The sequence below is a fragment of the Aeromonas sp. QDB23 genome, from assembly GCF_027707745.1.
Classification (GTDB): domain Bacteria; phylum Pseudomonadota; class Gammaproteobacteria; order Enterobacterales; family Aeromonadaceae; genus Aeromonas; species Aeromonas allosaccharophila.
In genome coordinates, this window is record NZ_JAPCJA010000024.1 from 54,478 (window position 1) to 68,201 (window position 13,724).

Annotated in this window: 8 protein-coding genes; 6 read left to right on the forward strand and 2 right to left on the reverse strand. The window is 58.0% G+C overall.

What is annotated here, in order from left to right; genetic code table 11:
• Window positions 1-12 precede the first annotated feature (12 nt).
• A complete protein-coding gene (locus PG888_RS12125; RefSeq protein WP_182933858.1) occupies window positions 13-1,344 on the forward strand; it encodes a D-serine ammonia-lyase in 1,332 nt (443 codons plus the stop codon).
• A 309-nt stretch (window positions 1,345-1,653) separates the two neighbouring features.
• Window positions 1,654-1,830 (forward strand): hypothetical protein, encoded by a 177-nt coding sequence (locus tag PG888_RS12130; protein ID WP_111805851.1) that lies wholly within the window; start codon window positions 1,654-1,656, stop codon window positions 1,828-1,830.
• Window positions 1,831-1,904: 74 nt separating this feature from the next.
• Here the strand turns inward: PG888_RS12130 and icd are convergent, their stop codons facing one another.
• Both icd and PG888_RS12140 read right to left on the reverse strand, forming a co-directional pair.
• Window positions 1,905-3,158, reverse strand: a complete 1,254-nt coding sequence (gene icd, locus PG888_RS12135) for an NADP-dependent isocitrate dehydrogenase (RefSeq protein ID WP_182937777.1) — start codon at window positions 3,156-3,158, stop codon at window positions 1,905-1,907.
• Window positions 3,159-3,314: 156 nt separating this feature from the next.
• Entirely contained in the window at window positions 3,315-4,190 is an 876-nt protein-coding gene (locus PG888_RS12140) for an AraC family transcriptional regulator (protein ID WP_042656031.1), read from the reverse strand.
• 116 nt (window positions 4,191-4,306) lie between these two features.
• Here PG888_RS12140 and manA point away from each other — a divergent pair, with 116 nt between their 5' ends.
• The 4 genes from manA to PG888_RS12160 all read left to right on the forward strand — a co-directional run.
• Window positions 4,307-5,497 (forward strand): mannose-6-phosphate isomerase, class I, encoded by a 1,191-nt coding sequence (manA, locus tag PG888_RS12145; RefSeq protein ID WP_182937778.1) that lies wholly within the window; start codon window positions 4,307-4,309, stop codon window positions 5,495-5,497.
• A gap of 638 nt (window positions 5,498-6,135) precedes the next feature.
• On the forward strand, window positions 6,136-8,832 hold the full coding sequence (locus PG888_RS12150; RefSeq protein ID WP_182937779.1) for a GH92 family glycosyl hydrolase: 2,697 nt from the start codon (window positions 6,136-6,138) through the stop codon (window positions 8,830-8,832).
• 56 nt (window positions 8,833-8,888) lie between these two features.
• Complete coding sequence (locus PG888_RS12155) at window positions 8,889-11,291, forward strand: GH92 family glycosyl hydrolase (RefSeq protein ID WP_182937780.1); 2,403 nt, start codon at window positions 8,889-8,891, stop codon at window positions 11,289-11,291.
• A 61-nt stretch (window positions 11,292-11,352) separates the two neighbouring features.
• Window positions 11,353-13,724, forward strand: a 2,372-nt coding sequence (locus PG888_RS12160; RefSeq protein WP_232093551.1) for a GH92 family glycosyl hydrolase, incomplete at its 3' end; no start/stop codon positions are given.

The window sequence follows — 13,724 nt, forward strand, 5'->3', positions numbered from 1 at the left end:
ACCGAGAACCCCATGAAAAACATCGACGTACAACAGCTCACCAACCAATTCCCGCTGGTGCAATCCCTGATTGATCTCGAGCAGGTCAGCTGGTTCAACCCCAACGCCACCACCCTGGCAGTCGGTCTGCCCTATGTCGGGCTCGATAACCACAATGTGGCGGATGCCTCCGCCCGTCTGGCACGCTTTGCCCCCTACATGTGTGAAGCCTTCCCCGAGACCCGCGCCAGCAACGGCATTCTGGAGTCAGAGATTGCGGCCATTCCGGCGATGCAACGCACCCTCAATGAGCGTTACGGCGTTGAGGTCACCGGCAGGCTGCTGCTGAAAAAAGACAGTCACCTGCCCATCTCCGGCTCCATCAAGGCGCGCGGCGGTATCTACGAGGTGTTGACCCATGCCGAGCAACTGGCGATCAAGGCCGGTCTGCTGCGGGAAGAGGATGACTACCGCAAACTGTTCACGGACGAGTTTCGCCAGTTCTTCAGCCAGTACAGCATTGCAGTGGGCTCCACCGGCAACCTCGGCATGTCTATCGGCATCATGAGTGCCAAGCTCGGCTTTACCGTCACCGTCCACATGTCGGCCGATGCGCGGGAGTGGAAGAAGCGCAAGCTGCGTGAGCACGGGGTGATCGTGGTCGAATATGCCGAAGATTACGGGGTGGCGGTGGAACAGGGGCGCAAAGAGGCCGAGCGCGACCCCAACTGCTTCTTTATCGACGACGAGAACTCCCGCACCCTGTTCCTCGGCTACTCGGTCGCGGGCGAGCGGGTGAAAAAACAGTTCGACGAAATGGGCATCAAGGTGGATGCCGAGCACCCGCTGTGCGTCTATCTGCCCTGCGGTGTCGGCGGCGGCCCGGGCGGGGTGGCCTTTGGTCTCAAGCTCGCGTTCGGGGACAACGTCCACTGCTTCTTCGCCGAACCCACCCACTCCCCCTGCATGTTGCTGGGAGTCCACACCGGGCTGCACGATGCCATTGCGGTGCAGGATCTGGGCATCGACAACCTCACCGCCGCCGATGGTCTGGCGGTAGGTCGCGCCTCCGGTTTCGTCGGTCGCGCCATGGAGCGACTGCTCGATGGCTTCTACACCCTGAGCGATCAGGAGATGTATGACCTGCTGGGGCTGCTTGCGCGCGATGAGAAGATCAAACTCGAACCTTCCGCCCTGGCGGGTATGGCAGGCCCGTGGCGCGTGGCGGCCAACCCGGAGTGGCAGGCGGCGCGTGGTTTCGATGAGACCACCATGGCACAGGCCACCCATCTGGTATGGGCCACCGGTGGTGGCATGGTGCCCGCCGAGGAGATGGCAAAGTACCTGGCCAGCGCCAAGATCTAGGCTGTTTCGCCACATTTATCTGCAAACAAACCCGCCATCACGGCGGGTTTTCTGTTTTGGGAACAAGGGGATGGGGCCGCTCCATTGCAATCCGTGGCGACAATTTCCCCAAGTTGCTCAGTTTGTGCTAAAATGGCGCTCGTTTTTTGACATCTCGCGTCACGTTCGCCGCCAGATTGCCCATTGGGCACTCTGCCCGGGTCGTGACTCTGCACCATCATGTCTGGTGATGTCACCCCTCATGGCGAGCCATCCGGTTCCCATCAGAGAGGACACCATCAAGGGCACATGAGATAAGGAGATCGGGTAATGAAACAATATCAAGGCTGGCTGGGTGATTATCTGATGAGTCGCCGTGACGGAGATCACGCGATGGCTTCGGAACTTGCCAACACCATCTGCGCCTTCTGGAAGGCACAGGGTGATGAAGCAGAAACCAGCAAATGGCAGCAACGCTACCAGCAACACGTAGAGCAGGCGCAATAAGCCCCTTCGCTCTTCACCGATAAAAAACCGGCGCTCATGGCGCCGGTTTTGCATTTCTGACCCTCAACCGCTCATTACATCTGATCGATCATGTCCTGGGCGAACTGGGAACAGGAGCGCAGGGTGGCACCTTCCATCAGACGCTCGAAGTCATAGGTGACGGTCTTGTTGGCGATGGCCGCTTCCATCCCCTTGATGATGAGATCGGCCGCTTCGACCCAGCCCATGTGGCGCAGCATCATCTCGGCGGAGAGGATCAGCGAACCCGGGTTGACCTTGTCCTGACCGGCATATTTCGGTGCAGTACCGTGGGTCGCTTCGAACAGCGCCACACCGTCACCGATGTTGGCGCCCGGTGCGATACCGATACCGCCTACCTGAGCGGCCAGCGCATCGGAGATGTAGTCACCGTTGAGGTTCATACAGGCGATGACATCATACTCGGCCGGGCGCAGCAGGATCTGCTGCAGGAAGGCATCGGCGATGACGTCCTTGATGACGATGGTCTTGCCGGTTTTCGGGTTCTTGAAGGAGCACCAGGGGCCGCCGTCAATCAGCTGGGCACCGTACTCGTTCTGGGCCAGAGCATAACCCCAATCCTTGAAGGCACCTTCGGTGAACTTCATGATGTTGCCCTTGTGCACCAGAGTCACGGAGTCGCGATCGTTGTCGATGGCATACTCGATGGCGGCACGCACCAGACGCTCGGTACCGGCCTTGGACATCGGCTTGATGCCGATCCCGCAGGACTCGGGGAAGCGAATTTTCTTCACGCCCATCTCGTTTTGCAGGAAGGCGATCACCTTGTTCGCTTCGGCACTGTCGGCCTTCCACTCGATACCGGCGTAGATGTCTTCGGCGTTTTCGCGGAAGATCACCATGTCAGTCAGATCCGGACGTTTGACCGGGCTCGGGGTCCCTTCGTAGTAACGAACCGGGCGCAGGCAGATGTAGAGATCCAGCTCCTGACGCAGGGCCACGTTGAGGGAGCGAATACCGCCGCCGACCGGCGTGGTCAGCGGGCCCTTGATGGCCACGCAATATTCACGAATGAAATCCAGGGTTTCGGCCGGCAGCCAGGCACCTTCACCATAAACATGAGTCGATTTCTCGCCGGTATAGATCTCCATCCAGGCGATCTTGCGCTCGCCCTTGTAGGCTTTCTCGACCGCAGCATTCACCACATTCAACATGGCCGGGGTTACATCAACACCGATGCCATCCCCTTCGATAAACGGAATGATCGGATGGTTGGGAACCTGCAGCTTGCCGTTGGCATCGACTGTGATTTTCTGACCCTGGGTCGGGATTACTACTTTGCTTTCCATCGGCATCTCCTAACTTCCGTTTGTTATCAACTTGTTTGTTGCGCGCGGCCATCTTAGCCCATTCATTTTCATAATAAAACGACAAGAAAGCATGTCAGACCAAAGAGGTAGCCACCCGCCAGTGCGCCGTCACCATGCCTCCCCGACCCCGCCCCGTTATCCCTCCAGCTCGCTGGCCGCCGCCTGCGGCTGACTCAGGGAGCGGTACTGGGAAGGGGTCAAGCCGGTCTTCTGTTTGAACACCCGGCAGAAGTAGTTCACGTCGGTAAACCCGCAGCGATTGGCGACCTCTTCGAGTCGGAAGCGATACTTTTTCAGCATGAACTTGGCCCGCTCCAGCCGTACCCAGCTGATGTAGTCCGCCAGCCTCATATGCCCCTGCTGGCGGAACAAACGGGAGAGGTGACTGGGGGAGAGATTGAAGCGGGCGGCGATACATTCGCGGCTGATGGGGCGGTGAAAGTTTTCCTGAATGTAGATGCAGATGCCATGAAAGAGATCGGAGCCGCGAGGACGACCGCTCTCCGACTCCACCAGCAACTGCCGTGAGTAACTGAGCAGTGCCTGCAGCAGGTAATTGTCCATCGGCGCCCTTATCGGCTCCTGCGCCAGGGTATTAAGAGAAAGCAAGATATGATCGAGCGCCCGTCCGGCACCGGCCTGAATACTGTGCTTCTGCACATCGAAGAAGCCGGTGTCCCCCTTGTGCTTGCTCACCAGACTAAAGCCTATCTGACGTTTGCCGAACAACAGGCTTAGCACGGAACAGTCGTTGTCCCAATCCGGCTTGTTCCAGCCGTTGGGGGGAATGTACATCGCCTCCCGCTGACCCATCTGAACCGACTGTACATCCCCTTCCGGGGACCAGATCTGGTTGAGATAGTGGCCGCTGAAGACCAGCTCGAGACGCGGGAAGTTGACCTGATAACTGAAGCAGGGTGGTACCCCTTTGTCAGAGGCAAACAACACCTTCTCAAAGCCTTCCCCCTCACTTAGAAAGCCATCCAACAGCTGGGTAAAGATGATACTCATGAATGATCCTGATCAAGATGCAGAGAGCAACCGATTGCGGTGCGCTGCCCCTGCCATGCTATAGTCCGCGCCAGACTGAAATTCCCAAAAAATCGTTCTGATACAAGGAGCCATCCATGAGCTACCCGCCGTTTTTTCTAATGTGCAACCCGATCCAGGATTATGTCTGGGGCAGTCGTGACTCCCTGACCACGCTGTTTGGCATCAAAAATCCCGAAGGCAAACCACAAGCTGAACTGTGGATGGGCGCTCACCCCAATGGCTGCTCCGAAGTAACCCTGGCAGGCGAGAGCGTGAAGCTTTCCAGCCTGATTGACGCCAACCCCGTTGCCATGCTGGGCGAAGCCACCCAGGCGCGCTTCGGCTCACTCCCCTTCCTGTTCAAGGTGCTCTGCGCCGAGCAGGCGCTCTCCATTCAGGTACACCCGAGCAAGGCGCAGGCAGAGGCCGGTTTTGCCAGAGAAGAGGCCGCTGGCATCGATATCAAGGCGAGCAACCGCAACTACAAGGATCCGAACCACAAGCCGGAACTGGTCTTTGCCCTCACCCGCTATCAGGCGATGAACGGCTTTCGCGCCATCCCGGCCATCCTGGCCCTGTTCGATCGCATGGCGCTGCCAGCGCTGGCCGACCTGACCGCGGCGCTGCGCCAGTCGCAAAATGAAGCGGGCCTGCAGCACTTCTTCCACCAGCTGCTGATCCTCAGCGGGGAGCGCAAGGACGAGGCGCTGGCTGGCCTGCTGGCCTATGCCGCCGCCCATCAGGATGAAGAGACCTTCGCCACCATCAGCAATCTGGCCAACCAGTACCCGGGGGATGTGGGACTCTTCTCGCCGCTGCTGCTCAACGTGGTGACGCTTGAGCCGGGTCAGGCGATGTTCCTCGATGCCCAGACCCCCCACGCCTACATTCACGGCACTGGCCTCGAGATCATGGCCAACTCCGACAACGTGCTGCGTGCCGGTCTGACCCCCAAATACATGGATGTGCCGGAGCTGCTGGCCTGCACCCGCTGCGTCGCCAAACCGGACGACCAGATCCTGCTCAGCCCCCGCATGGAAGGCACAGTACAGCACTTCGACGTACCGGTACCGGACTTCACCTTCAGCGTGTATGGCGCAGGGGAACATGCCCTCACCACCGGCAATGCCGAGATCCTGTTCGCCATCGATGGGCCCATCACCCTGATTGGCCAGGATGGCGAGCATCTGACACTGACCATCGGGCAATCTGCTTTTGTGCCCGCCAGCACCGGCGATTATCGCGTGACGGCTGAAGGGCGTTTTGCCCGCGCCAGCAACCGCTGATCCTGCTGAGCCATCGGCTCACTACCGTCTGTTCAAAGGGCCCTTCAGGGCCCTTTTTTCCAGCTTATCTGACCACGTGGGGGTGGGTGCGACTCACAAAATCGGTCATTTAACCCAATGCCGAAGAATAACACGCTGACCTATAATGATTAATATCATTTAGCCTCCATGGTCACGCCACCCTGCGGTTATGCGAGCCAGCTCACACCCTTCCCCACACGTCATAAAAATCCAGTTAATGCCATTTTTTTCCTCTGTCCCCGGATATTAATCACGGAAATAATAGAAATCGTTAATTTACAGGCAGCAGGAAAAACATTTAAGAGCATTTATATATTCCAGATGTGACACAGCTCAGCCACTTATTTCATCAATGTAAGGGGCGATTTTTAAATCAGGCTATGGCTGCCTGTTATTTTCCTGCGCTTTTATTTTTCTGCCTGTATGGCCAGATCGTTTTCACTATCCATTTTATCTGGCTGATATTTTCCCCTGTCACTCTGACTATCCAGTGGCAGCCGGGATAATACATGCAGATGGCCCTCTCATCCGGCAGATATTCATTGGCTGATCCGGCGACTGCATTATCGGTTTTTATACGTTCGATACCCTACTTTCATTAACCTGTGGCGACAAATATGAAACTGAAACGTTCCTTACTTGCGTGTGCCGTACTGGCTGGCCTGGTTGGTATATCCGGCTGTCAAAATGACTCAGATACCGCTGTCGATAACAATAAAGAGACCAGCGTCTCCCGTTACGTCAATCCGTTTATTGGCACAGGAAATCTGGGTAACACCTATCCCGGCGCCACCACCCCGCATGGCATGGTGCAGCTTTCGCCCAACAACGGTGCCAACGGCTGGGAATATATCTCCGGCTATTACTATCATGACAATCGCCTCGCCGGGTTTTCCCACACTCACCTCTCGGGGGCCGGGGCCGGGGATCTCAACGATATTCTGGTGATGCCGATCAACTCCCGCTCCAATTTCATGCTGAACGAGGGGTCGGCCTCCCTGAATCTGGAGGCCTCCCGTTACAGCCACAAGGATGAAGAGGCAACCGCGGGCTACTACAAGGTCGATCTGAAAGATTACGGCATCAAGGCCGAGCTGACCGCCTCGGATCGGGTGGGTGTCCATCGCTACACCTTCCCGCAGGATAAAAAGTCGGAAATCGTGGTCAACCTCGGCTTCAAGGTCAACTGGGACTACACCTCCGACTCCTATCTGAAATGGGACAAAACCCACAACCGGATCGAGGGCCACCGCTTCTCCGACGGCTGGGCCCCCAGCCAGAAAGAGTTCTTCGTGATGGAGTTTGACCAGCCCATCAAAAACATCCGCTTCGCCTACTTCGACAAAGACCAAAACCGCTATCTGGACCTGCCGGAAGGCACCACCGAGATCGGCAACGAGACCCGAGGCAAATATCAGTACGCTCGCGCCTATGTGGAATTTGATACCGCAGATAAGGGCCTGGCCGTCGAGGCCAAGGTGGCCCTCTCCAACGTCGAGATCGGCCGGGATGGCAACTCTGGCGCCTCCCTCAACATGACCGAAGTGGCCAACATGTCGTTTGACGATGTGCGTCAGGCTGCGACCCAGAAATGGGAAGAGGAGCTGGGCAAGATCCGGGTTACCGGGGATGAGGAGTACAAACAGACCTTCTATACCGCGCTCTACCACACCTATCTGGGCCAGACCATCCACTCCGATCTCGACGGGCGTTACCGCCAGGTCCATCAGGGACGCAATGCCTACCCGGATGGCAACACGCCGTGGGGCGAGCAGATCGACACCCTCAAGGAGTCGGTGCGCACCGCCGATGCCAACAGGGATGGTAAAGCGGACTTTACCCGTTATGACACCTTCTCCCTGTGGGACACCTACCGCGCAGTACAACCCCTCTCATCACTGCTGGAGCCGGATCGCCTCGCCGATGTGGTGCTCTCCATGCTCTCCTACGCCGAAGAGGAGTGGATGGACGATCAAGGTAACCTGCGCAAGGGCAGATTGCCGGAGTGGACCTTCAAGGGGAACGAGACCGGCATGATGATGGGGATGCACTCCACTCCGGTGATCCACGATGTGCTCTCCAAAGGCTCGCTGGACCGACGGATGATCGCGCTGGGCTTCAGCGATGCGGAACGCCAGGAGATCAAGGAGCGACTGGTGACCGCCATGATCACCGATGCCCGCGCAGTCACCAGCCAGGGGGTCGCCTGGATCAAGGAGTACGAGCAGCAGGGCTATGTGCCTGCCCAGTTGCACGACACGCCGCCGACCAACGACTGGGAATCACACTCCCCCTTCAAGGATGCCTGGACCTCCTCCTACTCGCTGGAGTACTCCATGGATGACTGGGCGATCGCCCAATCGATCAAGGCGGTATTTGGCGAAAGTGATCCCCGCTATCAGGAGTTTGCCGATCGCTCCAAGAACTGGCAGGCGCAGTTTGACTTTGGCGGCAAGCAGTACAAAGGGTGGTTCAAGGCCCGCGACTACGATGGCAACTTCATCGATGCCGGTTGGGTCGATCCGAAAACCGGCCGGGCGGTGGGCAAGGATTGGCGCCCGGACATGTTCAACTGGTCATTCGCCGAATCCAACGGCTGGCAATACGCCTTCAGCGTGCAGCATGACATCCACGGTCTGGTCGATCTGATGACCCGTTTCGATCAGACCCGGAATCCTCAGGCCAAACGTGGCGAACTGTTTGCCAAGCGACTGGACGAGTACTGGACCACCTACCCGGATCGCAACGCCGGCGACAACCAGTTCCCGGTATTCAACACCGGTAACGTGGGTCAGCACGTGCAGGGCAACGAGCCGGATATCCATGTGCCCTACCTCTACAACTACGTAGGGCAACCCTGGAAGGGACAGGCGGCCATCGCGACAGCCACCAACGTCTGCTACAAGAACACCCCTGACGGCATCTGTGGCAACGATGACTTTGGCACCCTCTCTGCCTGGTTCGTGTTCCGGGCGCTGGGCTTCTTCCCGGTCAATGCCTCCTCCGGCATCTACGAGATTGGCACCCCGATGTTTGAAACCGCCTCGCTCGATGTGGGCGCTGGCAAGCAGTTCACCGTCACGGCCCAGAACGTCAGCCGCGACAACATCTACATCCAGTCCGCTCGCCTCAATGGCAGCGAGTTCAATCGCAGCTACCTCACCCATGAGGAAATCCTCAGTGGCGGCAAGCTTGAATTCGTGATGGGCGATAGCCCCAACCAGAACTGGGCCAGCCAGCCGGAAGATCTGCCGCCCTCGCAAGGTATCGGCACCTTCCTGCACGAAGGCGACCTGCCTGCCGGCTCCCGTTAATCACCTGTTCGGGGGAGGGTTCCCTCCCCCATCATCACTCAAAAAATGGAATGGCCATGTTCAAGTGCAATCTGCTTTCTCTTGCGGTGATTGCCGCGCTGACCGGTGGCATCGCCGGTTGCAACAGTGAGAGCGAGTCTACCGCCATCGAGAAACCGGTGACCCCGGTTGTCGATCTGTCGCTACTGAAATACGTTGACCCCATGATAGGTACCGCCGCCTCCGGCCACACCTTCCCCGGTGCCACCCGCCCTGCCGGCATGGTGCAGCTCTCGCCGGATACCTTTATTGGCTCCAACACCGACCATGAAAGCGGGCTCAACCCCTGGCACTCCGCCTCAGGCTACTGGGACTCTTCCAATTACCTCACGGGCGAGATCGTCGCGACCGATGTTCCGCTCTACGGCTTCTCCCATACCCATCTCTCCGGCACCGGCGCCACCGATCTGGGCGACATTCTGGTACTGCCCTACGCCGAGATGGCTGACGCCCAGCTCAACGCATTTGACAAAACCAACGAGCACGCCAGCGCCGGTTATTACCAAACCAGGCTGAACAAGGGTGATATCGAGGTTGAACTGACCACCACCAAACGGGTCGGTTTGCACAAGTACACCTTTGCCAAGGGGGCAGATCGCAATGTGAAATTCGATCTGGGCCATACCCTGCTCAACAACAACGGCCAGTCGCTGAAAAACAAAATCGAAGTGGTGGATGAGTACACCCTGCGTGGCCGCAAAACCTCGACGGGCTGGTTCCAGGGCCAGAACCATCAGGGCCAGAACATCTTCTTCTACGCCAAGTTCAACCAGCCAGTGGCCAAGGCCATGCTGGGCGAGCAGGACAAAATGCCAACCCGGGAGATGCGTCCCAACAGTGTCTATCAAGGGGATGACCTGACCGCCTACCTCAATTTTGGCCAGGGCGACCAACCGCTCGAGATCCGGGTCGGCATCTCGGCGGTGAGCTGGCAAGGAGCACAGAAGAATCTGGAGGCGGAAGCCCCCACCTTTGATTTTGCCAAGGTGAAGTCAGACGCCGAATACGCGTGGGCCGAAAAGCTGGCAACACTCAAAACCGAAGGGGGGACGGAAACCGAGAAGACCAACTTCTACACCGCCCTCTACCACATGATGATCGCCCCCATCGAGCTCTACGATGTGGATGGCAAGTATCTTGATATGCAGGGCACCCTGCGAACCCTGCAACCTGGTGATACCCCCAACTACTCCATCTACTCGACCTGGGATACCTTCCGCGCCGTTCACCCCATGTGGACCATCATGGACCCGCCACAGGCGACCCTGTATGCCAAGGACCTGATCCGCAAATCCAACGTGGAGTTTGGCCTGCTGCCCAAGTGGGAAGGCCACGGCTCGGAAACCGGCACCATGATCGGCTACCCCTCGGCGGCCATCCTTGCCGACGCGGTGACCAAGGGGCTGATCGATGCCGAGGAGGCGCTGCAAGCCTCGGTCAAATCGGCTCACTACCGGCCTGCCGATTACCCGCAAATCCATGACGACATTTTGAGCTCGCTGATGGCCGGTCAGCTCAGCTATCACGAGAAAGAGCAGTGCGTCCGTTATCCCAACTGGAACTCGGTCTCCTACTCGCTGGAGTTCTCTTTCTATGACTGGACCATCGCCGAGATGGCGAAAGCCGCGGGCGACATGACCACCTATCAAGAGTTCAAGGCGCGCTCCTACAACTCGCTCAAGCATTGGGATCCCCAGGCTGGCAATGCCGATGGCAAGGGCTTCTTTGTGCCGACCGAGCTGAAAAATGGCGACCCGTGCGCCCTGAAATATGCACCAGCCGATTTCGATCCCTACAAGTCGGATGCCTTCTACTACACCGAGGGCAACGCCTGGCAGTGGCAGTGGTCATTCATGCAGGATCTCGACAAGCTGACCGAGATCATGGGCGGCCAGCAGGGGCTGAACGACAAGCTTAACAACCTGTTCAACGCCGACCCCAACGGGGGTGAAGCACATCAGGACATGACGGGGTACATCGGGCAGTACATTCACGGCAACGAGCCCTCCCATCACGTCATCTATCTCTACAACCGCACCGCCCAGCCCTGGAAAGCGCAGGAGTACCTCGACCGGGTCTACAAGGAGTTCTACAAAACCACCCCGGATGGCCTGATCGGCAATGAAGACGTCGGGCAGATGTCGGCCTGGTACATCATGAGCGCCATGGGCTTTTATCAAATTTCCCCGGGCGATCCGACCTACACCATCGGTCGTCCCATCTTTGACAAGGTCACCATCAACCTGCCCAACGGTCAGTTCAAGGTGGTGGCGCAGAATAATGGTCCGGACAACCTCTATGTCAAAGAGGTCACCATCAATGGCAAGCCACTCAACCAGTACAACACCTTCGCCCACAGCGAGATCCGTCCCGGTGGTGAACTGCGTTTTGTGATGACCAACCAGCAACCAACCCCGTAACGCCACCAGCGGCAGGCCACCCGGCTTGCCGCGTTTTCATATCCGGTATTGAGGAACAACGATGTTCAAACCCCACAAGCTGGCCATCATGGTGACCGCCCTGCTTGGCCTCTATGGCTGCAACACAAACGATGAGACCACTGACAACGGCCGCCCCGACAATGCCCTGCAGGTGCTGCAGTATGTCGATCCCCTGATCGGCACCGATGGGCTGGGCAATGTCAATCCGGCCCCCGTCATGCCGGAGGGGATGATCCAGCCGGGCCCGGATAGCTGGAACCAGGCCAACTGGAATGGCAAGGGTTCCCCTTCCGACTATCACCACCAGCTGGCCAAGCTTTCCGGCTTCAGCAACACCCATATCTCGGGGGCAGGCAAGGGCGATCTCAATGACTTCGCCTTCTTGCCCTTTACCGGCAGCAATACCGACCCGGTCACCATCAACAAGCCGAGCGAGCTGTCGGAGGTGGGCTATTACAAGGCAGATCTGGTAGAGACCGGCATCAAGGCCGAACTCACTGCCACCCAGCGGGTCGCCTTCCACCGTTACAGCTATCCGGCGGGTGAAGATCGCAAAGTCCAGCTCGATCTGCAGCACGAGCTGCTGGAGCAGTACGGCAACCACTCCCGCAACATTTACTACAAGCGGGTGAGTGATAACGCCATTGCCGGGGCCAGAACCAGCAACGAGTGGGGACAGTGGCAAACAGTCTTTTTCTACGCCGAGTTTTCCGAGCCGTTTGTGGATCAGCTCCTCTATGTCGATGGCAAATTGAGCAGCGACACCGAGGTGGGTCTGGCCGATTACATCGGATATGGCGAAACCAGACCCCGGGTGCGGGATGTGGTGACCCGGCTCAACTTTGCCAAAGGGGAGCAGCCCATCACCATGAAGATGGCGATCTCGGGCACCGGCATTGAGGGGGCCATGGCCAACCTGCGCGCCGATGAACATGGCTACCGCTTCGATCAGGTGGTGCAGGAGAACAAGCAGGCATGGGCGAAAGTGCTCAATAAATTCACCCTAGAAGGTGGCAGCGATGCTGACAAGACGATGTTTTATACCTCGCTCTATCGCACCTACATCGCCCCCTTCGTCTATCAGGATGTGGATGGCCACTATCGCGGGATGGATGGCAAGGTGCATCAGGCCAAGCCGGGCTTTACCAACTACTCGGTCTACTCCATGTGGGACACCTTCCGCGCCGCCCACCCGCTGAAGACCATCATCGAAAAAGAGCGCGCCATCGACTATGTGCACGACCTGCTCAACAAATATAAAACCGGCGGCATCATGCCCAAGTGGGAGCTGCACTCCGACTATACCGGCGAGATGGTCGGCTATCCGGCGGTTTCCATCATCGCCGACGTCATCGTCAAATATCCGGATGCATTCACGCCGGAAGAGATAAAGCTGGCACTGCAGGCAGCCAACGTCTCCGCCAACTTTGACCTCGCGCTGACCAACACCTGGGTGCCCTATCAGGATCCCTGGAACGGCGACAAGCGCTTCACCGTAATGACCCGTCACGGCCAGTATGCCGAGCAGCACGGCTATGTCCCCGCCAACGTCAAATACAAGCCGGAAGAGGGGGGCATGGCCCAGGACAAGTACGATGAGCTGGTCAACGAGTCCGTCTCGTACGGTGTCGAGAATGCCTACTATGACTGGTGTATCGCCCAGCTGGCCCGCCTGGCGGGCGACAAATCCGCCGAGAACCGCTATCTGGCCCGGGCGACTACCTGGCGCGCCTATTTTGACTACAACCCGGCGGAATATGGCAAATATGGTTCGACCGGCTTTATGCGCCCCAAAAATTACGATGGCAGCTGGGTCAACAACTACCCCTCCTGCGCCATCGATAAAAACGGCAACCCGGTCACGCCACCACCAGGTTGCGACATCAACGACAGCAGCCGTTATGACACCTTCTGGCCCTATCGTGCCGAGCACCGGGGGCAGGACTTTACCGAAGGCAACACCTGGCAGTGGAGCTGGTTTGTTCCCCACGATATCGAGGGGCTCAAAGAAGTAATGGGTGGCGAGGAGAAATTCAGGAAGAATCTGGATGCCCTCTTCACCGCCAACTCCAACGCCGATACCTCGCAGGGGGATATGACCGGCTATATCGGGCAGTTCGTGATGGGGAACGAACCGGATCACCATGTTCCGTATCTCTATAACTGGACCAAAGAGCCGTGGAAAACCCAGGAGTATGTGGATCAGGCGGTGCGCAGCTTCTTCCACCCGACCACCACCGGGCTGATTGGCAATGAGGACGTGGGGCAAATGTCCGCCTGGTACATCATGAGTGCGCTGGGCTTCTATCAGGTCACGCCGGGAGTCCCGGTCTACACCTCAGAGATCCCCTCATTTTTAGAGACTCAAATAATTCCAAGTGTGCGGGTATATAAGCGGTGTTGCTTCAGGTA

Coding starts and splice junctions, on each gene's coding strand:
- PG888_RS12140 (WP_042656031.1), bottom strand. CDS start 4,190: ATGAGTATCATCTTTACCCAGCTGTTGGATGGCTTTCTAAGTGAGGGG.
- PG888_RS12130 (WP_111805851.1), top strand. CDS start 1,654: ATGAAACAATATCAAGGCTGGCTGGGTGATTATCTGATGAGTCGCCGT.
- manA (WP_182937778.1), top strand. CDS start 4,307: ATGAGCTACCCGCCGTTTTTTCTAATGTGCAACCCGATCCAGGATTAT.
- icd (WP_182937777.1), bottom strand. CDS start 3,158: ATGGAAAGCAAAGTAGTAATCCCGACCCAGGGTCAGAAAATCACAGTC.
- PG888_RS12150 (WP_182937779.1), top strand. CDS start 6,136: ATGAAACTGAAACGTTCCTTACTTGCGTGTGCCGTACTGGCTGGCCTG.
- PG888_RS12155 (WP_182937780.1), top strand. CDS start 8,889: ATGTTCAAGTGCAATCTGCTTTCTCTTGCGGTGATTGCCGCGCTGACC.
- PG888_RS12125 (WP_182933858.1), top strand. CDS start 13: ATGAAAAACATCGACGTACAACAGCTCACCAACCAATTCCCGCTGGTG.